Raw genomic sequence first — 24,559 nt, 5'->3', positions numbered from 1 at the left:
GCACCAGACCGCACCCTACTTAACCTTCTTCCCCTTCAGCAGTTTCCGTACCCATAGTCGATTTGGGTTGAGTCCCGCAAGCGTGATTCTGTCCAGCGGAACCGGCTCATCGCTCATCTGCGCGGCTAACACTTCTGCCAGCAGCGGCGCAGAGCACAATCCCCTCGATCCCAGCCCGCCGAGCAGAAACAGCTCCGGATAAACCGGCGCGCTTACCGCCGTGTCCCGGTTTTCAGCCAGATCCTGATAGGCCGCAAGCGTTGCCTCATAGTCCGGCACGCTCCCCGCCATCGGCAGATGGTCACGCGTGGCGCAGCGTACGCCGCAGCGGGCTTGACCCTCGCTGACGTCCACCTCTTTCGCCCACGCAGCGTCCGGGAAACAGTCAATCAGACGCTGGCGATTCTGCTGCTGGTCCGCGTCGCTGTAGCGCATCTCCGTTTCGCCTCGATGATAGCTCGCCCCGATGCAGTGATGGCCGTTAGACGGATTTTGTGGCGTCAGATAGCCGTCATAGCACAGCACCTGACGCAACTTGCTCAGTTCGGGCGCGGTCGGGATATGGCTTACCTGGCCGCCGACCGGATAAACCGGCAATGTTTCTGTCTGGATAAACTGGCTGATGTTATGTCCGTTTGCCAGCACAACGCATGCGTGCTGCGCCGCTTTGCCATCAGCAAAACGCAGATTCCAGCGTTCTGTCCGGCTAAGCGATTCAACCTTGTGGGCATAGTGGACCGTCAACCCGCGTGACTGGGCCAGGGCAATGACCGCCGCAGTCAGTTCAGCCGGGCACAGCCAGCCGCCGAGCGGATACTGTATGCCGCCGCAGCCCGCGTCGATGCCCGCAGTTTCAGCAACCTGCTGCGCAGTGACTGCGCGGGCGATCGCCTCCGGCAGGCCCAGCGACAGCATTTGCGCGATTTTTTGCTGGCTCTTCTCATCCCAGCCGAGCTGCGTCACGCCGCACCAGTCGTGGTCAAAATCAACAGGCAGAAGATCGTACAGGCGACGAGCAAACGTAAACGCCGCTGGGAAAAACTGGAACAGCGCCGGGTCGTGCGCGCTCAGCAGAGGGTAAAGCGCGCCCTGACGGTTGCCTGAAGCATCCGTTGCCGGTGCCTCATCGGCGCAATAGAGCGTGACCTGCCAGCCACGGTGGAGAAGTGCGAGGGACAGCAGGGCGCTGGCGATCCCCCCGCCGACTATCGCCGCCTCGCGTGATGCGCTGGCGGGACGGGAAAACCAGGGTGCCTGAGCGGGAACATTCAACGTCTGTTCCATCGTCCCGACCAGCATGTCGCGCTTGCGGCCAAACCCCTTGGTTTTACGCATGGTAAAGCCCGCCTCCTGCAATCCGCGGCGGACAAAACCTGCCGAGGTAAAGGTGGCGAGCGTAGCGCCCGGGCGGGCCAGACGCGCCATCGCGGTAAACAGATGCTGGATCCACATGTCCGGGTTTTTGGCAGGGGCAAAACCGTCCAGGAACCAGGCGTCCACTTTCTGATTCATCGAATCGTCGAGCTTATCGGTAAGCTCGTTAATGTCGCCCAGCCATAAATCCAGGGTGACGCGTCCACCGTCCAGAATCAGACGATGGCACCCACCCACGGCCGGTGGCCATTGCGCCTGAAGCTGTTCTGCCCAGGTTGCCAGTTCCGGCCAGTGCTGATGCGCCAGCTGCAAATCATGCAAAGTGAGCGGGAATTTTTCAAAACTGACGAAATGTAATCTTTGGAGCGTAGCCTCGGGGTGGGCAGCGTGAAACCGATCAAACGCCTGCCAGAGGGTCAGAAAATTGAGCCCGGTGCCGAATCCGCTTTCCGCCACCACGAACAGGCTGCGCGGATGCGTGGGGAATCGGGCGCCGAGTTGGTTTCCGTCGAGAAAAACATAACGTGTCTCTTCAAGTCCGTTATCATTAGAAAAATAGACGTCATCAAAATCTCGGGAAACAGGTGTACCCTCAGCGTTGAATTCGAGGTTGGCGGGTTGTATAGCGTTTTGTTTCACGTAAGTTACTCGTCCGACAGGCAGTGGCACGATCTTAACGATGTGAGCCCATCGGTGCAAATTTCCTCAGAAATTGTCTGATCGGACTTGTTCGGCGTACAAGTGTACGCTATTGTGCGACTCGAAACTTACTATAGTGCGACTTACAGAGGTATTGAATGAAACGTGCAGTGATTACTGGCCTGGGCATCGTTTCCAGCATCGGTAATAACCAGCAGGAAGTCCTGGCATCTCTGCGTGAAGGACGCTCCGGGATCACTTTCTCTGAAGAGTTTAAAGATTCGGGAATGCGTAGCCACGTATGGGGTAACGTCAAACTGGACACCACCGGTTTGATTGACCGTAAAGTGGTTCGTTTCATGAACGATGCCTCTATTTACGCCTATCTTTCCATGCAGGAAGCGATTGCTGATGCTGGCCTGAGCGAAGACGTTTATCAGAACAACCCGCGCGTGGGTCTGATTGCCGGTTCCGGCGGTTCGTCTAAAGCGCAGGTATTCGGTGCGGACGCAATGCGTAGCCCGCGCGGCCTGAAAGCGGTAGGTCCATACGTTGTGACCAAAGCCATGGGTTCAGCCGTTTCTGCCTGCCTGGCGACCCCATTCAAAATTCACGGCGTGAACTACTCCATCAGCTCCGCCTGTGCGACTTCTGCGCACTGTATCGGTAACGCGGTTGAGCAAATCCAGCTGGGCAAACAGGACATCGTGTTTGCAGGCGGCGGCGAAGAGCTGGGCTGGGAAATGGCCTGTGAGTTCGACGCAATGGGCGCACTGTCCACCAAATACAACGAGACGCCAGATAAAGCGTCCCGTACCTATGACGCACACCGCGACGGTTTCGTTATCGCGGGCGGCGGCGGTATGGTTGTGGTTGAAGAGCTGGAACACGCTCTGGCTCGCGGCGCTCACATCTATGCTGAGATCGTTGGCTACGGCGCAACCTCCGACGGTGCTGACATGGTTGCACCATCCGGCGAAGGCGCAGTGCGCTGCATGAAGATGGCGATGCACGGCGTTGATACCCCAATCGACTACCTGAACTCCCACGGTACCTCTACTCCAGTAGGCGACGTGAAAGAGCTGGGTGCGATTCGCGAAGTCTTCGCGGATAAGAGCCCGGCGATCTCTGCAACCAAAGCCATGACCGGTCACTCTCTGGGTGCGGCTGGCGTGCAGGAAGCGATCTACTCTCTGCTGATGCTCGAACACGGCTTTATCGCTCCAAGCATCAACATTGATGAGATGGATGAGCAGGCTGCTGGTCTGAACATCGTCACCAAACCAACGGATGCGACGCTGACGACAGTTATGTCCAACAGCTTCGGTTTCGGCGGCACCAACGCCACGCTGGTAATGCGTAAGCTGAAAGCATAAGCGTTTGAATGTATAGTAGAAGGGAGCCTGGTGGCTCCCTTTTTTTATGCCTGAATTCGGAGTTATGCATGACGGCCGCTACATCAGATATAAACGCCACGTCCGGGAACACCTCGCTGTTCCGCATCGCTTTTGCGGTATTTCTGACCTACATGACCGTTGGCCTGCCGCTGCCGGTGATCCCGCTGTTTGTTCACCAGGAGTTGGGCTATGGCAACACTATGGTCGGCATTGCGGTGGGCATTCAGTTTTTAGCCACGGTGTTAACGCGTGGCTACGCCGGACGCCTCGCAGATCAGCACGGTGCAAAACGGTCAGCTTTACAGGGCATGTTTGCCTGCGGTCTGGCCGGAGGGGCATGGCTGCTGGCCGCGCTCCTGCCGGTAGACGCCGCGTATAAATTTGCGCTGTTGGTGGTGGGGCGCTTAATCCTCGGATTCGGTGAAAGCCAGCTGCTGACCGGAACCCTGACCTGGGGGATGGGGCTGGTTGGCCCAGCGCGTTCGGGCAAGGTCATGTCCTGGAACGGGATGGCCATCTACGGTGCCCTGGCAGCAGGTGCTCCGCTGGGTCTGCTGATCCACAGCCAGTTTGGTTTTGCGGCACTGGCGGGAACCACCATGGTGCTGCCGCTGCTGGCGTGGGCATTTAATGGTTCGGTGCGAAAAGTCCCGGCCCATAAAGGCGAACGCCCATCCCTGTGGAGCGTGGTCGGCCAAATCTGGCAGCCGGGTCTCGGCCTGGCGCTACAGGGCGTGGGTTTTGCGGTGATTGGTACCTTCGTCTCCCTGTACTTTATGAGCCGTGGCTGGGCGATGGCGGGCTTTACGCTCACCGCGTTTGGCGGCGCGTTTGTGCTGATGCGCGTACTCTTTGGCTGGATGCCGGATCGCTTTGGCGGCGTGAAGGTGGCGGTGGCCTCGCTGGTCATTGAGACCATCGGTCTGCTGCTGCTCTGGCAGGCGCCCAACGCCTACGTTGCGCTGCTGGGGGCGGCGTTGACCGGCAGCGGTTGCTCGCTGATCTTCCCGGCGCTGGGCGTTGAGGTGGTGAAACGCGTGGCTCCGCAGGTGCGCGGCACCGCGCTCGGTGGGTATGCCGCGTTTCAGGATATCTCCTACGGGGTCACCGCACCGCTGGCGGGGCTGGTGGCAACATCCTTTGGCTATCCGTCCGTATTTCTTGCCGGGGCCGTTTCAGCGGTTGTGGGGATCGTGGTGACGCTGGTGGCGTTTCGCAGAACTTGAGCCGTTGTTGCCGGGTGGCGGCTGCGCCTTACCCGGCCTACGGTTCGAGCCGTTGTAGGCCCGGTAAGCGGAGCGCCACCGGGCAAAACCTCAGGCAACCAGCCAGAAAATCGCCAGCGCAATCAGCAACGCAATAAACATCAGCCCCGGACGGGCGGACAGCGTTTTGAAGGTATCCACGACAGGCGCAAACAGTGGGCTGTAAATGGGCTGAATGTTCCGCGCTTCAGGAATGCCGCCTTCGCGCTCGGCGCGACGAACAAAGATCTGATTCAATATATCCTGCACCTGCGCGGTGGTCAGCACCGTTTGCGGCGTGGCCTGCCAGGTCTGCTGGGCATAATCCCGCACCGCCTCAAACTCGTGCGGTTCGAGCGGTTGTTTCAGCGCTGCCTGCACCGTGTGCAGGGTAGGGGCATTCTGGGTGCTGAGGGTCTGGCGGGCCTGGAGCCAGGTGACCAGATGCGTAAACTGTCTGGCTGGGATCAACTCGCCGCTTTTCACGTCGGACAGCTCCAGCATGGATTGCCAGATGAGCTTTGTCGACTCGCCGGTAGCGGCGGCCAGTTTGGTCACCATCTGATTAAGCGTGTTGTGCTCAGCAGGCAGCAGCGGGCGTTCGGTCGCCGGGCGCTGCTGAGGCTGTGGAATTGACAGCTGATTGGTTTGCAGCAGCGTCAGTACCGTTTTGAGCTGATCGGGCGTGAGCTGGCTCAGGGCAGTCTGACCATACTGTTGGCGAATAAAATCACTGACCGCCTGGCGATTGTTCCCCTGGCCCAGCAGCTCGGTCAACTGCGACACAATCTGGCGCGTGGTGTGATGCTGCTGCGCGGCGTTGATTCGCTGGTTCAGGTTCTGCTCGGCAGCAGGGAAATGGCGCGACTGCAGCGGAGCGTCGTTCTTCACACCTAAATCGTGCTTAACCCCGGCCCAGACTTCCGCGTTTTGTTGCGACGTCAGCGCAATCAGGCGCGTGATCAGTCGCTCCAGCACGGTGCGCTGTTGCGTGGAGAGCGGCTGTTCGCCTGCAACACTCGGCGGCGTTAAGGGGCCTTCACCCGGAGGGCGCGGCGGCGTACCTGAAATAGGCTGCATCGTCGGAATCCTTAAAGTCAAAACTCAGCGTTAACCCGGCGGACATATATGCCTGGCGGCGAGATTATGGCACACTTGGCAGGTTTTCTTCCTCTCAAACAGGTACTCAGACGTGAAAATCCTCGTTGATGAAAATATGCCTTATGCCCGCGAGCTGTTTAGCCGCCTTGGCGAGGTTAAGGCTGTCCCTGGTCGCCCGATTCCGGTCAACGAACTGGATGATGCAGACGCCCTGATGGTGCGCTCGGTGACCAAAGTAAATGAGACGTTGCTCTCCGGCAAAACGGTGAAATTTGTCGGGACCGCAACGGCGGGGACCGATCATGTGGATGACAAGTGGCTTAAGCAGGCGGGGATAGGCTTCTCTGCCGCGCCGGGCTGTAATGCCATTGCCGTTGTGGAATACGTTTTCTCCTCGCTGCTGATGCTGGCCGAGCGCGACGGTTTTGCGCTGAAAGACCGCACCGTGGGGATTGTCGGCGTGGGTAATGTCGGCGGTCGCCTGCAAAAGCGTTTTGAAGCGTTAGGGATCCGCACCCTGCTATGCGACCCGCCGCGCAAAGACAACGGCGATGAAGGGGATTTCCGCTCGCTGGATGAGCTGGTTGAACAGTGTGACGTGCTGACTTTCCATACGCCGCTGTTTAAAGAGGGGCCGTATAAGTCGCTGCATCTTGCTGACGAAGCGCTGATCCGCCGTCTGAAGGCTGGCACTATTCTGATAAATGCCTGCCGTGGTCCGGTCGTGGACAACGCCGCGCTGCTGACATGTCTGAATGAAGGACAAGACCTCAGCGTGGTGCTGGACGTCTGGGAGCCGGAGCCGGATCTCAACGTTGAGCTACTCAACAAGGTGGATGTTGGCACCGCGCATATCGCTGGCTACACGCTTGAAGGCAAAGCGCGCGGCACGACGCAGGTGTTTGAAGCCTACAGCGCCTTTATCGGTCATCCGCAGCAGGTAGCGCTGGATACCTTACTCCCCGCGCCTGAATTTGGCCGCATTACCCTGCACGGCCCGCTCGATCAGGCAACGCTGAAAAGGCTGGTGCATTTGGTGTATGATGTGCGCCGCGATGATGCGCTGCTGCGTAAAGTGGCGGGGATCCCGGGTGAGTTTGATAAGCTGCGTAAGAACTACGTTGAGCGCCGCGAGTGGTCTTCCCTGTATGTGATATGCGACGACGCGTCGGCGGCGACGCTGCTGCATAAACTTGGTTTTAACGCCGTTCATCATCCGGCACATTAATGTCTTCTTAATGCTCCCTGTCGGATACTCCGACAGGGACGCTTTTTTATTTCTGGAGTAAACCACCATGTCTGAAGGCTGGAACATTGCCATTTTAGGTGCCACGGGTGCCGTGGGCGAAGCCCTGCTCGAAACCCTTGCTGAGCGTCAGTTCCCGGTGGGTGACATCTATGCGCTGGCGCGTACCGACAGCGCGGGTGAACACCTGCGTTTCAGCGGTAAATCCGTCATGGTCCAGGACGCGGCAGCGTTCGACTGGACGCAGGCGCAGCTGGCGTTTTTCGCCGCGGGCGCTGAAGCGACTGCTGCGTACGTTGAAGAGGCGACCAACGCAGGCTGCCTGGTGATCGACCTGAGCGGCCTGTTCGCCATGGAGCCGGATGTGCCGCTGGTGGTGCCGGACGTGAACCCGTTCGTGCTGGCTGACTACCGCAACCGTAACGTCATCGCGGTACCGAACAGCCTGACCAGCCAGCTGCTGACCGCCCTGAAACCGCTGATCGACGACGGCGGCCTGTCTCGTATTACTGTGACCAGCCTGCTGTCGGCCTCCGCTAACGGTAAAAAAGCGGTCGATGCGCTGGCCGGGCAGAGCGCGAAGCTGCTGAACGGTATCCCGATTGACGAAGACGATTTCTTTGGTCGCCAGCTGGCGTTTAACATGCTGCCGCTGCTGCCGGATCGTGAAGGTTCCGTGCGCGAAGAGCGTCGTATCGTCGATGAAGTGCGCAAAGTGCTGCAGGATGAAGGGCTGATGATCTCCGCCAACGTTGTGCAGTCCCCGGTCTTCTACGGGCACGCGCAGATGGTTGGTTTTGAAGCCCTGCGTCCACTGGCGGCAGAAGAAGCGCGCGATGCGTTTGGCCGCGGTGAAGATATCGTGCTTTCTGAAGAGAGTGAATTCCCGACCCAGGTGGGCGATGCCACCGGTAGTGCGCATCTATCCGTTGGCTGCGTGCGCAACGATTACGGCATGCCCGAGCAGGTTCAGTTCTGGTCCGTTGCCGATAACGTACGTTTTGGCGGCGCGCTGATGGCAGTCAAAATCGCCGAGAAGCTGGTGCAGGAGTACCTGTACTGATGTCAGAAGTGGAACAAAAGCCGGTCCACAGAATTGCCCTCGGCATTGAGTACGATGGCAGTAAATATTATGGCTGGCAGCGTCAGAACGAAGTGCGCAGCGTTCAGGAAAAGCTGGAGAAAGCGCTTTCTCAGGTAGCGAATGAGCCGATTAACGTCTTATGCGCAGGCCGAACCGACGCCGGTGTTCACGGCACAGGGCAGGTGGTGCACTTTGAAACCACCGCCGTGCGCAAGGATGCTGCCTGGACGCTGGGTGTAAATGCGAATTTACCTGGTGACATTGCCGTGCGTTGGGTGAAAGCTGTGCCGGATGATTTTCATGCGCGTTTCAGCGCCACCGCGCGCCGTTACCGCTACGTCATCTACAACCAGCGTCTGCGTCCGGCAGTGTTAAGCCAGGGCGTGACGCATTTTTATGAACCGCTTGATGCAGAACGTATGCAGCGTGCGGCGCAGTGTTTGATTGGAGAGAATGACTTTACGTCGTTTCGTGCGGTGCAGTGTCAGTCCCGCACGCCGTGGCGTAACGTCATGCACATTAACGTCAGTCGTTATGGCGCGTATGTGGTGGTAGATATCAAAGCCAATGCCTTTGTACATCATATGGTGCGGAATATTGTTGGCAGCCTGATGGAAGTGGGCGCCGGACACCAGCCGGAGAGCTGGATTGCAGAACTGCTGGCAGCGAAGGACAGAACGCTTGCGGCAGCAACGGCGAAAGCGGAAGGGCTGTATCTGGTCTCGGTAGATTATCCGGATCGGTTTGACCTGCCAAAACCGCCAATGGGCCCGCTGTTTTTAGCGGACTAAACAAAGGTGCAATTAAGGCTTAGACAATATGGACGTAATACGTTTTCTGATTGATTTCATTTTGCATATTGATGTTCACCTGGCGGAGCTGGTCGCGCAGTATGGCGTCTGGGTATATGCCATTCTGTTCCTGATCCTGTTCTGTGAAACGGGTCTGGTTGTTACGCCGTTTCTGCCGGGTGATTCACTCCTGTTTGTGGCGGGTGCGCTTTCCGCGCTGCCAACCAATGACCTGAACGTGCATTTGATGGTGGTATTGATGATCGTCGCCGCGATTATCGGTGATGCGGTCAACTATACAATTGGGCGGGTGTTCGGTGAACGGCTGTTCAGTAACCCGAATTCGAAAATTTTCCGCCGCAGCTATTTAGACAAAACGCATGCCTTCTACGAGCGTCACGGCGGCAAAACCATTATTCTTGCCCGTTTTGTCCCCATCGTTCGTACCTTTGCACCGTTTGTGGCAGGAATGGGGCATATGTCCTATCGTCATTTTGCGATGTATAACGTTGTCGGTGCGCTGCTGTGGGTACTGCTCTTTACTTACGCAGGCTACCTGTTTGGCGATCTGCCCGTGGTTCAGGAAAACCTTAAGTTGCTGATTGTAGCGATTATTGTGCTTTCCGTACTGCCGGGGGTTATCGAAATCATCCGTCACAAACGGGCGGCAGCTAAACAAGCGAAGTAAATGCACGCTGGCGGTTCGACCACTTTTTTATCCAAAGTTTCGGGCTGTTATGTTTTAATGTGCAACATTCATGGTCTGTTGGAGGCAAAAATGGCATTATTCGCCTCTTATAGCAAAACTGGCATACGACCAGGTTCAGGCAGAAAGGTTATCAATGAGCTGGATTGAACGAATTAAAAGCAACATTACCCCAACGCGTAAAGCGAGCATTCCTGAAGGGGTATGGACGAAGTGTGATAGCTGCGGCCAGGTTCTGTATCGTGCAGAGCTGGAACGCAATCTTGAAGTGTGTCCAAAATGTGACCACCACATGCGTATGTCGGCGCGCAACCGCCTGCATAGCCTGCTGGACGAAGGCTCTCTGGTAGAGCTGGGCAGCGAACTCGAGCCAAAAGACGTGCTGAAGTTTCGCGACTCCAAAAAATACAAAGATCGTCTGGCCTCTGCACAGAAAGAGACCGGCGAGAAAGACGCGCTGATCGTCATGAAAGGCACCCTGCATGAGATGCCGGTTGTTGCCGCCGCGTTTGAGTTCTCCTTTATGGGTGGCTCTATGGGCTCAGTGGTCGGTGCGCGCTTCGTGCGTGCCGTTGAGCAGGCGCTGGAAGACAACTGCCCGCTGATCTGCTTCTCCGCTTCAGGCGGTGCGCGTATGCAGGAAGCGCTGATGTCCCTGATGCAGATGGCGAAAACCTCTGCAGCGCTGGCGAAAATGCAGGAGCGCGGTCTGCCGTACATTTCTGTACTGACCGACCCAACCATGGGCGGCGTCTCTGCAAGCTTCGCGATGCTGGGCGACCTGAACATCGCTGAGCCAAAAGCGCTGATTGGCTTTGCCGGTCCTCGCGTTATCGAACAAACCGTACGTGAAAAACTGCCGCCGGGCTTCCAGCGCAGTGAGTTCCTCATCGAGAAAGGCGCTATCGACATGATCGTTCGCCGCCCGGAAATGCGCCTGAAACTGGCAAGCGTCCTGGCGAAGCTGATGAATCTGCCGGCGCCGAACCCGGATGAGCCGCGCGAAGGCGTGATCGTACCGGATCAGGAACCCGAGGCCTGATAACTGAAAAGGGCAGGGCCGGTTGGCGCTGCCCTTTTGCTTTCTAATCTGTTAATGACAACCGGGCATTATGGAAAATAAAAGCATTCCCCAAGCCACGTCGCCCCTGGCCGCGTGGCTTTCTTATCTGGAAAACCTGCACAGTAAAACCATCGATATGGGGCTTGAACGCGTAAGCCAGGTCGCCGCGCGTCTTGATGTGCTCAAACCGGCCCCGTTCGTGTTCACCGTCGCGGGCACCAACGGGAAAGGCACGACCTGCCGCACGCTGGAATCTGTCCTGATGGCGGCGGGGTATAAGGTAGGCGTATACAGCTCTCCACACTTGGTGCGCTACACAGAGCGGGTGCGTGTGCAGAACCGCGAACTGCCGGAATCTGCCCATACGGCGTCATTCGCGGAAATTGAAGCCGCTCGCGGTGAGATTTCATTAACCTATTTCGAATACGGTACGCTTTCAGCGCTGTGGCTGTTCAAACAGGCGCAGCTTGACGTGGTGATTCTGGAAGTCGGCCTCGGTGGTCGTCTTGACGCCACCAATATGGTGGATGCGGATGTCGCCGTCGTCACCAGCATCGCGCTGGATCATACCGACTGGCTGGGACCAGACCGTGAAAGCATTGGTCGGGAAAAGGCCGGTATCTTCCGGGCGAATAAGCCCGCCGTGGTCGGCGAGCCGGACATGCCGCACACCATCGCTGACGTGGCGAATGAGAAGGGCGCTCATTTATTGCGCCGTGGCACCGACTGGCAGTATGAGGTTCAGGACAACGGCTGGCGCTTTAGCGATGCGCAGGGCGTGCTGGACGACCTGCCGCTGCCGCAGGTGCCTCAGCCGAACGCCGCCACCGCGCTGGCGGCACTGCGTGCCAGTGGATTGACGGTGAGCGAGCAGGCGATCCGCGACGGTATCCAGAACGCGATTCTGCCGGGGCGTTTCCAGATCGTCAGCGAGTCGCCGCGTCTTATTCTGGACGTGGCCCACAACCCGCACGCGGCGGCGTATCTGGCAGGACGTCTCAAATCGTTACCAAAAACCGGGCGTGTGCTGGCGGTTATCGGTATGCTTCATGATAAAGATATCGGCGGGACGCTGGCCTGCATGGAGAGTGTGGTCGATAGCTGGTATTGTGCTCCTCTGGAGGGGCCGCGCGGCGCGACGGCTGAGCAGCTGATGGAACATCTCGGCACAGGCGCAATCTATTGTAGCGTGGCTCAGGCCTGGCATGCTGCGATGGCGGATGCTAAACCAGAAGATACCGTGCTGGTGTGTGGTTCATTCCACACGGTGGCACATGTCATGGAAGTGATGGACGCGGGGAGAACCGGTGGCGAGTAAGTTTCAGAACCGTTTAACAGGAACCATTGTGCTGGTCGCGCTCGGAGTGATTATTCTTCCGGGACTGCTCGACGGGCAGAAAAAGCATTATCAGGACGAATTTGCGGCCATTCCGCTGGTGCCGAAACCGGGCGATCGCGATGAGCCAGACATGCTGCCCGCCGCGACGCAGGCGCTGCCTGCCCAGCCGCCGGAGGGCGCTGCAGAAGAGGTGCGCGCGGGCGATGCTGCCGCACCGTCGCTCGATCCTTCTCGCCTGGCAGCGAATAACAACATCGAAATCGATCCGGTTCCGGTAGAGCAGCCTAAGGCTGTTGAAAAACCGAAGCCTGTCGAGAAACCGCAACCGCAGCCGAAGCCGCAGCGAGATAAAGCGGCAGAGCAGCTGGCTGCGGCCTCAGAAACCCCACCACCGGCGAAACAAGACGCGGCGCCGACCGGTAAAGCCTACGTTGTTCAGCTTGGCGCATTGAAAAACGCCGATAAAGTCAACGAGGTGGTGAGTAAACTGCGCGGCGCGGGATACCGTGTTTACACTTCACCTTCCACGCCGGTGCAGGGTAAAATTACCCGCATCCTGGTGGGGCCAGAAGCGTCGAAAGATAAGCTGAAAGGATCGCTGGGCGAGCTGAAGCAGATCTCCGGGCTGAGCGGTGTGGTGATGAACTACAGCGCGAACTGATCAGATCTACCCCTCACCTTAACCCTCTCCCCAGAGGGGGAGGGGGAAGGGCAGACGTCCAAAGAGACGTAATGAGCCAACGGCGTTGAACATTTTTTCAGCGCCTTTTTTATTTACGCGCGGGAAGGAAATCCCTACGCAAACGTTTTCTTTTTCTGTTAGAATTCGCCCCGAACTGGATGACAGGGCGTTAAATCGTGGGACACATATGGTCTGGATTGATTACGCCATCATTGCGGTGATTGGTTTTTCCTGTCTGGTTAGCCTGATCCGTGGCTTTGTTCGTGAAGCGTTATCGCTGGTGACATGGGGTTGTGCTTTCTTTGTTGCCAGTCATTACTACACTTACCTGTCTGTCTGGTTCACGGGCTTTGAAGATGAACTGGTCCGAAACGGAATCGCCATCGCGGTGCTGTTTATCGCGACGCTGATTGTCGGCGCTATCGTCAATTACGTGATAGGTCAGCTGGTCGAGAAAACCGGTCTGTCAGGAACGGACAGGGTGCTCGGGATCTGTTTCGGCGCGTTGCGAGGCGTGTTGATTGTGGCCGCGATACTGTTCTTCCTGGATACCTTTACCGGGTTCTCCAAAAGCGAAGACTGGCTGAAATCGCAGCTCATTCCAGAGTTCAGCTTCATCATCAGATGGTTCTTTGACTATCTGCAAAGCTCGTCGAGTTTTTTGCCCAGGGCATAAACCCTGAGATGTGGCTTAACGAGGAAAAGACGAATGTGCGGTATTGTCGGTATCGCCGGTTTCATGCCGGTAAACCAGTCGATTTATGACGCGTTAACGGTGCTCCAGCACCGTGGGCAGGATGCTGCGGGTATCATCACCATTGATGCAAACAACTGCTTCCGTTTACGCAAGGCGAATGGCCTGGTAAACGATGTGTTTGAAGCCCGCCATATGCAGCGTCTGCAAGGTAATATGGGGATCGGTCACGTTCGTTATCCTACTGCTGGCAGTTCCAGCGCCTCTGAGGCACAGCCTTTCTACGTCAACTCACCGTATGGCATCACCCTTGCTCATAACGGCAACCTGACCAACGCGCACGAGCTGCGTAAAAAGCTGTTCGAAGAGAAACGTCGCCACATTAACACCACTTCTGATTCTGAAATCCTGCTCAATGTGTTCGCCAGCGAGCTGGATAACTTCCGTCACTACCCGCTGGAAGCAGACAACATTTTTGCTGCCATTGCCGCAACAAATCGTCAGATCCGCGGCGCGTATGCCTGCGTGGCGATGATTATCGGTCACGGCATGGTCGCCTTCCGCGATCCAAACGGCATTCGTCCTCTGGTGCTCGGCAAACGTGAGCTCGGCGATGGTCGTACGGAGTATATGGTCGCCTCTGAAAGCGTGGCGCTGGACACGCTGGGCTTTGAATTCCTGCGTGACGTTGCGCCGGGTGAAGCGGTCTACATCACCGAGAAGGGCCAGTTGTTCACCCGCCAGTGTGCCGACAATCCGGTCAGCAACCCGTGCCTGTTCGAATATGTTTACTTCGCCCGTCCGGATTCCTTCATCGACAAGATTTCCGTGTACAGCGCGCGTGTGAACATGGGTACGAAGCTCGGCGAGAAGATTGCCCGCGAGTGGGACGATCTCGACATCGACGTGGTTATTCCTATTCCGGAAACCTCCTGCGATATCGCGCTGGAAATCGCGCGTATTCTGGACAAGCCTTACCGCCAGGGCTTCGTGAAGAACCGCTACGTTGGCCGCACCTTTATCATGCCGGGCCAGCACCTGCGCCGTAAGTCCGTGCGCCGCAAGCTGAACGCCAACCGCGCCGAGTTCCGCGACAAGAATGTACTGCTGGTGGACGACTCCATCGTTCGTGGTACGACGTCTGAGCAGATTATCGAAATGGCGCGCGAAGCCGGTGCGAAGAAAGTGTATCTGGCATCTGCGGCGCCAGAAATTCGCTTCCCGAACGTGTATGGCATCGATATGCCAACCGCGACGGAGCTGATCGCTCACGGTCGTGAAGTGGACGAAATTCGCCAGATCATCGGTGCTGACGGCCTGATTTTCCAGGATCTGAACGATCTGATCGATGCGGTGCGTGCCGAGAACCCGGACATTCAGCAGTTCGAATGCTCCGTGTTTAACGGTGTGTACGTGACCAAAGACGTTGACCAGCAGTATCTCGACTACCTGGATTCCCTGCGTAACGACGATGCGAAAGCCGTCCAGCTGCAGAACGATCTTGAAAGCTTAGAGATGCACAACGAAGGTTGATGCTTCTGCAGGTGAGGGCATACGCCCTCACTTGCAACTCCCCGCAAAATCCTGCACAGTCTGCCCTGAATCAGTAAGGGCAAAAATCATGAAACGACTCATTATTGGGATCAGCGGTGCCAGCGGTGCGATTTACGGCGTACGTCTGTTGCAGGTGCTGCGTGACGTAGCAGAGGTCGAAACCCATCTGGTGATGAGCCAGGCAGCACGCCAGACCCTCTCCCTTGAAACCGACCTTTCCCTGCGTGACGTTCAGGCGCTCGCGGATGTCGTCCACGATGCCCGCGATATCGCTGCCAGTATCTCTTCAGGCTCGTTTAAAACGGCGGGCATGGTTATCCTGCCCTGTTCAATAAAAACGCTCTCCGGCATTGTGAACAGCTATACCGATACCCTGGTGACGCGCGCCGCGGATGTGGTGCTGAAAGAGCGTCGTCCTCTGGTGCTCTGCGTGCGAGAAACACCGCTGCATCTGGGGCATCTGCGTTTAATGACGCAGGCGGCTGAACTTGGGGCTGTCATCATGCCGCCGGTCCCCGCATTCTACCACCGCCCGCAAACGCTGGACGACATCATCAACCAGACCGTTAACCGCGTGCTGGACCAGTTTGATATTGAACTGCCGGAAGACCTCTTCACCCGCTGGCAGGGAGCCTGAATTTGTGCACAAACAAGGTGCATGAAAAGACAAGTTGCCCTGTTTCAGGGCAATTATGCAACGGCGATCATATCCTCGACATTTAATTCGTTTTTTCCCTTCTTCCCTCTCCGGTTCGTTCGGCAGACCTGCTATCTTTCACCATTAAGGCAATATCGCAACGTTTTATTAACATATTTAACGTCGATTTTTTGACCAGACGGGAATGTGGCATAAGACCTGCAAGAGAAGCCTGCAACACAACACACTACACAATACATAATAAAATCACGGTACTTGAGGGTAAATGTATGAAGAAGACGGTTCTGGCTCTGTCTTTGCTCGTGGGGTTAAGTGCAGCAGCAGGTAGCTACGCAGCACTGCCACAGACGGTTCGTATCGGTACAGACGCAACCTACGCGCCATTCTCTTCCAAGGATGCAAAAGGCGATTTCGTAGGGTTTGATATCGATCTGGGAAATGAAATGTGCAAACGCATTGCGGTGAAATGCACATGGGTGGGCAGCGACTTTGACGCGTTAATCCCGTCGCTGAAAGCCAAAAAAATCGACGCCATTATCTCTTCTCTCTCCATCACGGAAAAACGTCAGCAGGAGATCGCCTTCTCTGACAAGCTCTACGCTGCGGACTCTCGCCTGATTGCCGCCAAAGGCTCTCCGATCCAACCGACCATCGACTCGCTGAAAGGCAAGCATGTCGGCGTGCTTCAGGGCTCGACGCAGGAAGGGTTTGCCAATGCTAACTGGCGTGAGAAGGGCGTAGACGTGGTGGCTTACCAGAACCAGGATCTGATTTATTCTGACCTGTCAGCAGGCCGTCTGGATGCCGCATTCCAGGATGAAGTCGCCGCAAGCGAAGGCTTCCTGAAGCAGCCGGCCGGTAAAGAGTTCGCCTTCGCGGGCCCGTCCGTGAAAGACAAAAAATACTTTGGTGACGGCACCGGCATCGGCCTGCGTAAGGACGATACCGAGCTGAAAGCCGCCTTTGACAAAGCCTTCGCTGAGCTGCGTAAAGACGGTACCTACGACAAACTGGCGAAGAAATACTTCGACTTCAACGTCTACGGTGACTAACGCATGGCGGTGATGCACCGACCTGGTGCGTCGCTGGCGTGGGTGATTCAATATGGTGCAGGCTGTGCACCATATTGGGTCGCTGTGTGCATACTTAAGCATTTATAATGCAAAAAATCCCGCCCGAGAGGCATTATTCTTTGCCTGACTGCGTGGATTAATGGCACATTAACCGCACCCCGTCGTCGTAAAAAACCGTATGAAGACAGTTTGTTGAGGATAGATATGAAAAAACTCGTGTTGTCACTCTCTCTGGTACTGGCCTTTTCCAGCGCCACCGCGGCATTCGCAGCCGTTCCGCAAAAAATTCGTATTGGTACCGATCCGACCTATGCCCCCTTTGAATCGAAGAATGCGAAGGGTGAACTGGTGGGTTTTGACATCGATCTGGCCAATGAGCTGTGCAAACGTATTAAAGCGCAATGTACCTACGTTGAGAACCCGCTGGATGCCCTGATCCCGTCGCTGAAAGCGAAAAAAATCGACGTCATCATGTCCTCTCTTTCCATCACTGAAAAACGCCAGCAGGAGATTGCCTTCACCGACAAACTCTACGCGGCCGATTCTCGTCTGGTGGTGGCTAAGTCTTCAGACATTCAACCTACCCTTGAGTCGCTGAAAGGCAAACGCGTCGGCGTGCTGCAGGGCACCACGCAGGAAACCTACGGCAACGAACACTGGGCGCCGAAGGGGATCGAAATCGTCTCTTATCAGGGCCAGGAAAATATCTACGCTGACCTGACGGCAGGCCGAATAGATGCGGCATTCCAGGATGAAGTCGCGGCAAGCGAAGGCTTCCTGAAAACGCCGGTGGGTAAAGATTACAAATTTGGCGGCCCGTCCATTAAGGACGTGAAGCTGTTTGGTGTGGGCACTGGTATGGGCCTGCGCAAAGAAGACAACGAGCTGCGTGAAGCGCTGAACAAAGCCTTTGCCGAAATGCGTGCTGACGGCACCTACGACAAGCTGGCGAAAAAGTACTTTGATTTTAATGTTTACGGCGGCTAATCGCCCCGTCAAATAACGTGCGGCCCCTCCCACTCAGGGAGGGGAAAAGACACGGTTCCACCACTCACGACACGACAGGGCACGCGGTATGCTGTACGGATTTTCTGGCGTTATTTTACAAGGCGCGCTTGTCACCCTTGAGCTGGCTATCAGCTCCGTGGTACTGGCGGTGCTGATAGGTCTGGCGGGTGCAGGGGCAAAGCTGTCGGCGAATAAACCCCTGGCGCTTATATTCGAAGGCTATACCACGCTTATTCGCGGCGTACCCGATCTGGTGCTGATGCTGCTGATCTTTTACGGTCTGCAGATCGCGCTGAATGGCATTACCGACGCCGTCGGCATGGAACAGATCGATATCGACCCGATGGTAGCCGGTATTATTACCCTCGGTTTTATCTACGGTGCTTACTTCACGGAAACCTTCCGTGGTGCTTACATGGCCGTCCCGAGAGGGCACATTGAAGCGGCAACCGCGTTCGGGTTTACCTCCTCACAAACGTTTCGCCGGATCATGTTCCCGGCCATGATGCGCTATGCGCTTCCGGGCATCGGTAACAACTGGCAGGTTATCCTCAAAGCGACAGCGCTGGTCTCGCTGCTTGGCCTGGAAGACGTCGTGAAAGCGACTCAGCTGGCGGGCAAGAGCACCTGGGAGCCGTTCTACTTTGCGGTGGTCTGTGGCGTGATCTATCTGGTCTTTACGACCGTCTCCAATGGTGTGTTGCTTCTGCTCGAGCGTCGCTACTCCGTGGGTGTGAAGAGGGCTGACCTGTGATTGAGATTATTCAGGAATACTGGAAATCGCTGCTGTGGACGGACGGCTACCGCTTTACCGGCGTGGCGATTACGCTCTGGCTGCTGATTTCTTCCGTGGTGATGGGCGGCATTCTGGCGGTGTTTCTCGCTATTGGCCGCGTGTCGAACAACAAATTTATCCAGTTCCCGATCTGGCTGTTCACCTATGTGTTTCGCGGTACGCCCCTGTACGTGCAGCTGCTGGTGTTCTATTCGGGAATGTACACGCTGGAGATCGTGAAAGGCACTGAGATGCTGAATGCGTTCTTCCGCAGCGGTCTGAACTGTACGGTGCTGGCGTTGACGCTCAACACCTGCGCCTATACCACCGAGATCTTTGCGGGGGCGATCCGCTCTGTCCCTTACGGTGAAATTGAAGCGGCGCGGGCGTACGGCTTTTCGTCGGTGAAGCTCTATCGCTGCATCATTCTGCCATCGGCGCTGCGCATTGCGCTCCCGGCGTACAGTAACGAAGTGATTTTGATGCTGCACTCCACCGCGCTCGCCTTTACCGCGACGGTGCCGGATCTGCTCAAAATCGCGCGCGATATTAACTCCGCGACCTATCAGCCGTTTACTGCGTTTGGCATTGCGGCAGTGCTCTATTTAATTATCTCTTATGTTCTGATTAGCCTGTTCCGTAAGGCTGAAAAACGCTGGTTGCAGCATATAAAACCTTCGACGCACTGAGAAAGATGATGGCTGAGAACAAATTAAACGTTATTGATTTGCACAAACGCTACGGCGAACATGAAGTGCTGAAAGGGGTGTCGCTGCAGGCTAACGCAGGCGATGTGATCAGTATTATCGGCTCATCCGGCTCGGGTAAAAGTACCTTCCTGCGTTGCATTAACTTCCTCGAAAAGCCGAGCGAAGGCTCGATTGTGGTGAGCGGGCAGAATATTAACCTGGTCCGTGACAAAGACGGCCAACTGAAGGTGGCAGATAAGCATCAGCTGCGCCTGCTGCGTACGCGCCTGACGATGGTGTTCCAGCACTTCAACCTCTGGAGCCACATGACGGTGCTGGAGAACGTGATGGAAGCGCCGGTTCAGGTGCTGGGGCTGAGCAAGCAGGAAGCCCGCGAGCGCGCGGTAAAATACCTGGCGAAAGTGGGTATCGACGAGCGCCAGCAGATGAAATACCCGGTGCATCTCTCCGGCGGTCAGCAGCAGCGTGTTTCCATCGCCCGTGCGCTGGCGATGGAGCCTGAGGTACTGTTGTTCGACGAACCGACCTCCGCGCTCGATCCTGAACTCGTGGGCGAAGTGCTGCGCATCATGCAGAAGCTGGCCGAAGAGGGCAAAACGATGGTGGTGGTAACGCACGAGATGGGCTTCGCCCGTAACGTCTCGAACCACGTTATCTTCCTGCATCAGGGAAAAATTGAAGAGCAGGGGCACCCGGACGAAGTGCTGGCGAACCCGCAAAGCCCGCGTTTGCAGCAGTTCCTGAAGGGATCTTTGAAGTAGGTTTTGCCCTTCTCCCTCTCCCTGTGGGAGAGGGTCGGGGTGAGGGCATCAGACCGCAGTGCAGCCCAATCGCCCGGTGGCGCTTCGCTTACCGGGCCTACAAATTCTATTGCCGTTCGGCACATTCCAGCCGATACACCCAGTCGTCATACCGTACGCCGTCAATTTCATACGCCTTTTCCAGCACCTGCGTACGCACAAACCCGGCTTTCTCCAGCACGCGCACCGACCCGCCGTTATCCGCCAGTACGTACGCGTTAATCGCTCTCACCCCTGTCTGGTTAAACGCGTAGTCACACACCGCGCGCAGCGCCTCGCTGGCAATCCCTTTTCCCTGCGCGGCAGGCACAACCGTGTAGCCGATATCCGCCTCTTCACGGTTCTCAGGGCTGATTTGCAGGCCGATATCGCCCAGCGGCGCATCGTCATCCCGAAAGCGGATCACGAAAACATGCTCCGCCATCAGGCGCGCGGCAAACACGCGTCGGGTCTCTTTTTCGGGTGCAGTCGCGGCCATATAGCGCATGACGTCGCGGTTTTCGCGCAGCGAGCGGAAAAACGCCCAGTCAGAGGGTTCGAAAGGGGTGAGATGAAGCCGGGGAGTGGTGATGGTTGCCATTGTTACGCCATTTCATCGGAACATGGCGTATCACTGTAACATATTCAGCGCACCACATCCCCCAGTGCCTCTTCTAAATCATACCAGCGGAAGGCAAACCCGGCCGCTTCCAGACGCTTTGGCAGCGCGCGCTGCCCGCCTAATACCAGCACAGAGGCTTCACCCATCATCAGGCGAATGACCGTCGCAGGCACGCGTAAAATCGCCGGGCGATGCAGGGCATGCCCCAGCGCGTGGGCAAACTGTTCATTACGCACCGGATAGGGCGCAACCATGTTAAACGGCCCGCGCAGATCGTTATCCAGCAGCCAGATAATGCCGTTCACCATATCGTCGATGTGGATCCACGCCAGATACTGACGCCCGTTGCCAATTGGTCCGCCGAGGCCCAGCCTGAAGGGAGGAAGCATTTTACCCAGAATGCCGCCTTTCGGCGCAAGCACCACGCCGGTACGCAGCAGGCAGACGCGGGTACGATCGCTCTGTGCCGCGCTGGCGATACGCTCCCACTGGGCGCAGAGTTTATGGGTAAATTCGTTGTGCGGCGGCTCCTCTTCGGTCACCACCACTTCGCCGAGATCGCCGTAATAGCCCGTCGCAGAGCCTGAAATGAGCACCGATGGCGGCGTATGGCTGTTGCGAATCAGTTCGACCAGCTTCTCGGTGATATTCCAGCGGCTGCTGCACAACCGCTGCTTCTGCTCTTCGGTCCAGCGCTTGTCGGCGATGGGTTCACCCGCGAGGTTGATGACGGCGTCAAAACCGTCCAGATTCTGCTGCTCAGCCAGACCTTTCCAGATGTCGACACCTGCCCCCAGCACCTGACGTGCTTTCTCCGGGCTGCGCGTCACCACGGTAATCTCGTGATGCAGAGCGTGCAGACGGGGAATGAGATGACGGCCAATCAGGCCCGTACCGCCGGTCAGCAGAATCTTCATACAACCTCCAGGTTTATGCCTGGCGTCGCCAGCTTAACGTCATGGAGACGGAGTCGGCGTAACGCAGGGCGTGAAGTTTATCGATCTCGACTTCAGCATAAGTGACCCAGTGATGTTCGCGTGCGATGTCGAGCACATCCTGAGTTAATTTTTCCAGCAGAGAGAAGCGGTTGTTTTCCACGTACTGGATAATGTTTTTGGTGATTGTGCGATAGTTCAGCGCATCATTGATATCTTCGCTGGCCCGCGCTTTGTCTGCGGGGTAGTGAATAACCACATTGATGACAATATCCTGTCGGTTGGCAATCTCTTCCTCTTTGATACCGATGAACGTGCGTAAGCGTAAATTTTTTATACGTATAATCGCGTCATGCTGTGACATTGCAGGTCTTCTCCGTGTCAGTATTTGCTGCCCATAATACATGAGAGCGAGTCATGCACCCAGCGGGGCAGGGGTCTAAATCTGCTGAATAATTTGCATGGCGCGCTCGGTCGCAGGACGGGTCCGAATCCGTTCAAACCAGTTATTCACGGCAGGGTATGCCGCCAGGTCAATACGGTGTTTCTCATGGGTGTTGATCCACGGCCAGCAGGCGATATCGGCAATGCTGTAATGATCGCCGCCAAGCCACGGCGTTTTCTCCAGTCGACGATTTAGCACGCCATATAATCGCTGGGTTTCAACCTGATAGCGTTCTATTGCGTAAGGAATGGGCTGCGGGGCGTAGGCAGTAAAGTGATGATTTTGCCCGAGCATCGGCCCGAGACCGCTCGACTGCCAGAAAAGCCATTGCAGGGTATGGTGACGCTCGCGCAGTTCACCGCTCAGCAGCTTGCCGGATTTCTCCGCCAGATAGAGCAAAATCTCCCCGGATTCAAACAGACTCAACGGCCTGCCTCCATCGGCGGGCAGATTATCAATAATGGCCGGGATTTTATTGTTGGGCGATATCGCCAGAAAGACCGGCCTGAACTGATCGCCTTTGCTGATATCCACGCGAATGATCCGGTACTCCAGTTCGGCTTCCTCCAGAAAAAGGGTGATCTTATGGCCGTTTGGGGTAGGGGCATAGTAAAGGTCGATCATTCTCAACTCCTGTCAGTGTGAAAAGTGATGCCATAAAAATCAGTATAGGTGCCTGTTGTAAATCGTGAGTTTTCATCAAGTGACAGCGAGCCAAAGAGATTATATTTTGAGTGAAAACCGTTCAGCCAATGAGGAAGTTATGAACCAGCCTGCGATAACGTTGTGGTCCGATGCCTGTTACTTTTCACCGTATGTGATGAGCGTTTACGTCGCTCTGGCGGAAAAAGGATTGTCTTTCACCCTGAAGACCATCGATCTGGACAGGGGTGAACACCTGAAACCGCAGTGGCAGGGTTACGACCTGACCCGACGCGTGCCGGTGCTGGAGATTGACGGTTTTGCATTGAGCGAATCCTCGGCGATCGATGAATACCTTGAAGATCGCTTTGCACCGCCGGAGTGGGAGCGCATTTATCCTCACGATCTGCAGAAGCGCGCGCGGGCGCGGCAGATCCAGGCGTGGCTGCGTAGCGATCTGGTGCCAATTCGCGTTGAACGTTCTACTGACGTGGTTTTCGCCGGAGTGAAAAAGCCCGCGTTGAGTGAAGAGGGAAGCGCCAGTGCGCAAAAGTTGATTGAGACAGCGTCTGCGTTGCTGGCGCACGGCAACCCGAATCTCTTCGGCGAGTGGTGCATTGCTGACACCGATCTGGCGCTGATGTTAAACCGTTTGATCCTCAACGGCGACGAGGTTCCTCAGCTGCTGGTGGATTATGCTGCATTCCAGTGGCAGCGCGCCTCCGTGCAGCGCTATGTGGCACTCTCCGCTAAGCGCGCGGGCTGATAAGCTCTGGCGCTTCAGGTATGATGGGGGCAGTCTGTTTTCCTGAGGAGTGACTGATGAAACTGATGTTTGCGTCGGATATCCATGGATCGCTGCCCGCTACCGAGCGCGTTCTTTCCCTGTTTGCCGAAAGCGGGGCACGGTGGCTGGTGGTGCTGGGCGATGTGTTAAACCATGGTCCGCGAAATGCGCTGCCTGAAGGTTATGCACCCGCGCAGGTGGCGGAAAAACTGAATGAGCATGCCTCGCGAATTATCGCGGTGCGCGGTAACTGCGACAGTGAAGTTGACCAGATGCTGCTGCATTTCCCCATCACTGCGCCCTGGCAGCATGTCCTGCTGGAAAAGAGCCGTCTTTTTTTGACTCACGGTCATCTTTTTAGCCCGGAAAACCTCCCGGCGCTCGCCGCTGGCGATGTCCTGGTTTATGGTCATACTCATATTCCGGTAGCGGTAAAACGTGGTGAGATTTATCACTTTAACCCCGGTTCGGTCAGCATTCCGAAAGGCGGTAATCCGGCGAGCTATGGCATGCTGGATGGAAATACCCTGAGCGTTATCGCACTTAATGATCAGCAAGTTATTGCGCAGATAGCGATTAATCCGTAAGTTACACCTCAACTGCAAACGCGCCGAAAGAGCGCTTAGACGAGAAGGTTTCCCGATGGTGGAGCAGAATCATTTGGCAAGTACTGAGTGGGTTGACATTGTCAGCGAAGAGAATGAAGTGATCGCGCAGGCCAGCCGCGAACAAATGCGCGCGGAGCGACTGCGTCACCGCGCAACGTACATCGTCGTGCATGACGGCATGGGCAAGATCCTGGTCCAGCGCCGCACGGACACCAAAGATTTTCTCCCCGGTATGCTGGATGCCACGGCGGGCGGCGTTGTGCAGGCAGATGAAGTGCTGCTGGATTCCGCGCGTCGCGAAGCAGAAGAAGAGTTAGGCATCGCCGGCGTGCCGTTTGCCGAGCACGGCCAGTTCTATTTCGAGGACGAAAACTGCCGCGTCTGGGGCGGGCTGTTTAGCTGTGTCTCCCATGGGCCATTCGCCCTGCAGGAAGAGGAAGTGAGCGAAGTCTGCTGGATGACGCCGGAAGAGATCACCGCGCGCTGCGACGAATTTACCCCTGACTCCTTAAAAGCACTGGCGCTGTGGATGACCCGCAACGCCAAAAACGAATCCGCTAAGCCAGAAAGCAAAGCGGAAAAAGAGGAAGAGGCTGAGTAAGC

Annotated in this window: 26 protein-coding genes; 20 read left to right on the top strand and 6 right to left on the bottom strand. The window is 56.5% G+C overall.

Annotated features, from left to right (window positions below):
- Window positions 1-15 precede the first annotated feature (15 nt).
- Window positions 16-2,013 carry a bifunctional tRNA (5-methylaminomethyl-2-thiouridine)(34)-methyltransferase MnmD/FAD-dependent 5-carboxymethylaminomethyl-2-thiouridine(34) oxidoreductase MnmC gene (gene mnmC / locus K5E19_RS08945; RefSeq protein WP_221550893.1) on the bottom strand — a complete coding sequence of 666 codons (1,998 nt, stop codon included), beginning with the start codon at window positions 2,011-2,013 and terminating at the stop codon, window positions 16-18.
- Window positions 2,014-2,171: 158 nt separating this feature from the next.
- Between mnmC and fabB the strand changes: the two genes are divergently transcribed.
- Window positions 2,172-3,389 (top strand): beta-ketoacyl-ACP synthase I, encoded by a 1,218-nt coding sequence (gene fabB / locus K5E19_RS08940; RefSeq protein ID WP_221550891.1) that lies wholly within the window; start codon window positions 2,172-2,174, stop codon window positions 3,387-3,389.
- Window positions 3,390-3,457: 68 nt separating this feature from the next.
- The gene (locus K5E19_RS08935) at window positions 3,458-4,636 is read left to right on the top strand and encodes an MFS transporter (RefSeq protein ID WP_221550889.1); all 1,179 of its coding nucleotides are present in this window, start codon (window positions 3,458-3,460) and stop codon (window positions 4,634-4,636) included.
- Window positions 4,637-4,726: 90 nt separating this feature from the next.
- On the opposite strand, the gene flk is transcribed toward K5E19_RS08935, so the two are convergent.
- Complete coding sequence (gene flk, locus K5E19_RS08930; RefSeq protein WP_221550887.1) at window positions 4,727-5,734, bottom strand: flagella biosynthesis regulator Flk; 1,008 nt, start codon at window positions 5,732-5,734, stop codon at window positions 4,727-4,729.
- A 112-nt stretch (window positions 5,735-5,846) separates the two neighbouring features.
- Here flk and pdxB point away from each other — a divergent pair, with 112 nt between their 5' ends.
- From pdxB to hisP, 15 genes are all read left to right on the top strand, one after another.
- Window positions 5,847-6,983, top strand: a complete 1,137-nt coding sequence (gene pdxB, locus K5E19_RS08925; protein WP_221550886.1) for a 4-phosphoerythronate dehydrogenase PdxB — start codon at window positions 5,847-5,849, stop codon at window positions 6,981-6,983.
- A gap of 67 nt (window positions 6,984-7,050) precedes the next feature.
- A complete protein-coding gene (locus tag K5E19_RS08920; protein WP_221550885.1) occupies window positions 7,051-8,064 on the top strand; it encodes an aspartate-semialdehyde dehydrogenase in 1,014 nt (337 codons plus the stop codon).
- On the top strand, window positions 8,064-8,876 hold the full coding sequence (truA, locus tag K5E19_RS08915; RefSeq protein ID WP_042716992.1) for a tRNA pseudouridine(38-40) synthase TruA: 813 nt from the start codon (window positions 8,064-8,066) through the stop codon (window positions 8,874-8,876). Before K5E19_RS08920 ends, truA begins: the two co-directional genes overlap by 1 nt.
- Window positions 8,877-8,904: 28 nt before the next feature.
- Window positions 8,905-9,564 (top strand): DedA family protein, encoded by a 660-nt coding sequence (locus tag K5E19_RS08910; RefSeq protein ID WP_221550884.1) that lies wholly within the window; start codon window positions 8,905-8,907, stop codon window positions 9,562-9,564.
- A gap of 154 nt (window positions 9,565-9,718) precedes the next feature.
- Complete coding sequence (gene accD, locus K5E19_RS08905) at window positions 9,719-10,624, top strand: acetyl-CoA carboxylase, carboxyltransferase subunit beta (protein WP_010433245.1); 906 nt, start codon at window positions 9,719-9,721, stop codon at window positions 10,622-10,624.
- Between the two features lie 70 nt (window positions 10,625-10,694).
- Window positions 10,695-11,963 (top strand): bifunctional tetrahydrofolate synthase/dihydrofolate synthase, encoded by a 1,269-nt coding sequence (gene folC, locus K5E19_RS08900; RefSeq protein ID WP_221550883.1) that lies wholly within the window; start codon window positions 10,695-10,697, stop codon window positions 11,961-11,963.
- Entirely contained in the window at window positions 11,953-12,645 is a 693-nt protein-coding gene (gene dedD, locus K5E19_RS08895; protein WP_221550882.1) for a cell division protein DedD, read from the top strand. The genes folC and dedD overlap by 11 nt, the downstream gene beginning before the upstream one ends.
- Before the next feature lie 208 nt (window positions 12,646-12,853).
- Window positions 12,854-13,342 (top strand): colicin V production protein, encoded by a 489-nt coding sequence (gene cvpA / locus K5E19_RS08890; RefSeq protein WP_221550881.1) that lies wholly within the window; start codon window positions 12,854-12,856, stop codon window positions 13,340-13,342.
- Window positions 13,343-13,375: 33 nt separating this feature from the next.
- The gene (purF, locus tag K5E19_RS08885; RefSeq protein WP_010433256.1) at window positions 13,376-14,893 is read left to right on the top strand and encodes an amidophosphoribosyltransferase; all 1,518 of its coding nucleotides are present in this window, start codon (window positions 13,376-13,378) and stop codon (window positions 14,891-14,893) included.
- Window positions 14,894-14,981: 88 nt separating this feature from the next.
- Complete coding sequence (locus tag K5E19_RS08880; RefSeq protein WP_221550880.1) at window positions 14,982-15,551, top strand: UbiX family flavin prenyltransferase; 570 nt, start codon at window positions 14,982-14,984, stop codon at window positions 15,549-15,551.
- A 290-nt stretch (window positions 15,552-15,841) separates the two neighbouring features.
- Window positions 15,842-16,624, top strand: a complete 783-nt coding sequence (argT, locus tag K5E19_RS08875) for a lysine/arginine/ornithine ABC transporter substrate-binding protein ArgT (protein WP_221550878.1) — start codon at window positions 15,842-15,844, stop codon at window positions 16,622-16,624.
- Between the two features lie 225 nt (window positions 16,625-16,849).
- Entirely contained in the window at window positions 16,850-17,632 is a 783-nt protein-coding gene (hisJ, locus tag K5E19_RS08870; protein WP_010433264.1) for a histidine ABC transporter substrate-binding protein HisJ, read from the top strand.
- An 88-nt stretch (window positions 17,633-17,720) separates the two neighbouring features.
- The gene (locus K5E19_RS08865) at window positions 17,721-18,407 is read left to right on the top strand and encodes a histidine ABC transporter permease HisQ (RefSeq protein ID WP_089597903.1); all 687 of its coding nucleotides are present in this window, start codon (window positions 17,721-17,723) and stop codon (window positions 18,405-18,407) included.
- Window positions 18,404-19,117 (top strand): ABC transporter permease, encoded by a 714-nt coding sequence (locus K5E19_RS08860; protein WP_010433272.1) that lies wholly within the window; start codon window positions 18,404-18,406, stop codon window positions 19,115-19,117. Before K5E19_RS08865 ends, K5E19_RS08860 begins: the two co-directional genes overlap by 4 nt.
- Window positions 19,118-19,125: 8 nt before the next feature.
- Window positions 19,126-19,899: a histidine ABC transporter ATP-binding protein HisP gene (hisP, locus tag K5E19_RS08855; protein ID WP_010433274.1), complete on the top strand. Its 774-nt coding sequence runs from the start codon at window positions 19,126-19,128 to the stop codon at window positions 19,897-19,899.
- Window positions 19,900-20,005: 106 nt separating this feature from the next.
- Here the strand turns inward: hisP and K5E19_RS08850 are convergent, their stop codons facing one another.
- From K5E19_RS08850 to yfcG, 4 genes are all read right to left on the bottom strand, one after another.
- Entirely contained in the window at window positions 20,006-20,518 is a 513-nt protein-coding gene (locus K5E19_RS08850; protein WP_221550877.1) for a GNAT family N-acetyltransferase, read from the bottom strand.
- A gap of 44 nt (window positions 20,519-20,562) precedes the next feature.
- Window positions 20,563-21,456, bottom strand: a complete 894-nt coding sequence (locus K5E19_RS08845; protein WP_221550876.1) for a TIGR01777 family oxidoreductase — start codon at window positions 21,454-21,456, stop codon at window positions 20,563-20,565.
- Between the two features lie 13 nt (window positions 21,457-21,469).
- On the bottom strand, window positions 21,470-21,838 hold the full coding sequence (gene folX / locus K5E19_RS08840) for a dihydroneopterin triphosphate 2'-epimerase (RefSeq protein WP_010433280.1): 369 nt from the start codon (window positions 21,836-21,838) through the stop codon (window positions 21,470-21,472).
- Window positions 21,839-21,913: 75 nt separating this feature from the next.
- On the bottom strand, window positions 21,914-22,543 hold the full coding sequence (gene yfcG / locus K5E19_RS08835) for a GSH-dependent disulfide bond oxidoreductase (protein WP_100165823.1): 630 nt from the start codon (window positions 22,541-22,543) through the stop codon (window positions 21,914-21,916).
- Window positions 22,544-22,682: 139 nt separating this feature from the next.
- Here yfcG and yfcF point away from each other — a divergent pair, with 139 nt between their 5' ends.
- From yfcF to yfcD, 3 genes are read left to right on the top strand one after another with little or no spacing between them, the layout of a single operon-like run.
- Window positions 22,683-23,327 (top strand): glutathione transferase, encoded by a 645-nt coding sequence (yfcF, locus tag K5E19_RS08830; protein ID WP_221550875.1) that lies wholly within the window; start codon window positions 22,683-22,685, stop codon window positions 23,325-23,327.
- Between the two features lie 56 nt (window positions 23,328-23,383).
- Window positions 23,384-23,935, top strand: coding sequence for a phosphodiesterase (yfcE, locus tag K5E19_RS08825; protein ID WP_221550874.1), 552 nt, complete (start codon window positions 23,384-23,386; stop codon window positions 23,933-23,935).
- 55 nt (window positions 23,936-23,990) lie between these two features.
- Complete coding sequence (gene yfcD, locus K5E19_RS08820) at window positions 23,991-24,557, top strand: NUDIX hydrolase YfcD (RefSeq protein WP_010433290.1); 567 nt, start codon at window positions 23,991-23,993, stop codon at window positions 24,555-24,557.
- Window positions 24,558-24,559: the final 2 nt, after the last annotated feature.

Source organism: Enterobacter sp. RIT637, assembly GCF_019718755.1.
Lineage (GTDB): Bacteria > Pseudomonadota > Gammaproteobacteria > Enterobacterales > Enterobacteriaceae > Enterobacter.
This window is presented reverse-complemented; position numbering and strand designations above follow the sequence as displayed.

What these genes read in the sequence shown, in the direction of transcription:
- cvpA (WP_221550881.1), top strand. Translation starts at nt 12,854, where the DNA reads ATGGTCTGGATTGATTACGCCATCATTGCGGTGATTGGTTTTTCCTGT.
- K5E19_RS08935 (WP_221550889.1), top strand. Translation starts at nt 3,458, where the DNA reads ATGACGGCCGCTACATCAGATATAAACGCCACGTCCGGGAACACCTCG.
- K5E19_RS08880 (WP_221550880.1), top strand. Translation starts at nt 14,982, where the DNA reads ATGAAACGACTCATTATTGGGATCAGCGGTGCCAGCGGTGCGATTTAC.
- folX (WP_010433280.1), bottom strand. Translation starts at nt 21,838, where the DNA reads ATGTCACAGCATGACGCGATTATACGTATAAAAAATTTACGCTTACGC.
- fabB (WP_221550891.1), top strand. Translation starts at nt 2,172, where the DNA reads ATGAAACGTGCAGTGATTACTGGCCTGGGCATCGTTTCCAGCATCGGT.
- K5E19_RS08850 (WP_221550877.1), bottom strand. Translation starts at nt 20,518, where the DNA reads ATGGCAACCATCACCACTCCCCGGCTTCATCTCACCCCTTTCGAACCC.
- K5E19_RS08910 (WP_221550884.1), top strand. Translation starts at nt 8,905, where the DNA reads ATGGACGTAATACGTTTTCTGATTGATTTCATTTTGCATATTGATGTT.
- accD (WP_010433245.1), top strand. Translation starts at nt 9,719, where the DNA reads ATGAGCTGGATTGAACGAATTAAAAGCAACATTACCCCAACGCGTAAA.
- yfcG (WP_100165823.1), bottom strand. Translation starts at nt 22,543, where the DNA reads ATGATCGACCTTTACTATGCCCCTACCCCAAACGGCCATAAGATCACC.
- K5E19_RS08920 (WP_221550885.1), top strand. Translation starts at nt 7,051, where the DNA reads ATGTCTGAAGGCTGGAACATTGCCATTTTAGGTGCCACGGGTGCCGTG.
- yfcF (WP_221550875.1), top strand. Translation starts at nt 22,683, where the DNA reads ATGAACCAGCCTGCGATAACGTTGTGGTCCGATGCCTGTTACTTTTCA.
- folC (WP_221550883.1), top strand. Translation starts at nt 10,695, where the DNA reads ATGGAAAATAAAAGCATTCCCCAAGCCACGTCGCCCCTGGCCGCGTGG.
- hisJ (WP_010433264.1), top strand. Translation starts at nt 16,850, where the DNA reads ATGAAAAAACTCGTGTTGTCACTCTCTCTGGTACTGGCCTTTTCCAGC.
- argT (WP_221550878.1), top strand. Translation starts at nt 15,842, where the DNA reads ATGAAGAAGACGGTTCTGGCTCTGTCTTTGCTCGTGGGGTTAAGTGCA.
- yfcD (WP_010433290.1), top strand. Translation starts at nt 23,991, where the DNA reads ATGGTGGAGCAGAATCATTTGGCAAGTACTGAGTGGGTTGACATTGTC.
- yfcE (WP_221550874.1), top strand. Translation starts at nt 23,384, where the DNA reads ATGAAACTGATGTTTGCGTCGGATATCCATGGATCGCTGCCCGCTACC.
- K5E19_RS08845 (WP_221550876.1), bottom strand. Translation starts at nt 21,456, where the DNA reads ATGAAGATTCTGCTGACCGGCGGTACGGGCCTGATTGGCCGTCATCTC.
- hisP (WP_010433274.1), top strand. Translation starts at nt 19,126, where the DNA reads ATGGCTGAGAACAAATTAAACGTTATTGATTTGCACAAACGCTACGGC.
- flk (WP_221550887.1), bottom strand. Translation starts at nt 5,734, where the DNA reads ATGCAGCCTATTTCAGGTACGCCGCCGCGCCCTCCGGGTGAAGGCCCC.
- purF (WP_010433256.1), top strand. Translation starts at nt 13,376, where the DNA reads ATGTGCGGTATTGTCGGTATCGCCGGTTTCATGCCGGTAAACCAGTCG.
- truA (WP_042716992.1), top strand. Translation starts at nt 8,064, where the DNA reads ATGTCAGAAGTGGAACAAAAGCCGGTCCACAGAATTGCCCTCGGCATT.
- K5E19_RS08865 (WP_089597903.1), top strand. Translation starts at nt 17,721, where the DNA reads ATGCTGTACGGATTTTCTGGCGTTATTTTACAAGGCGCGCTTGTCACC.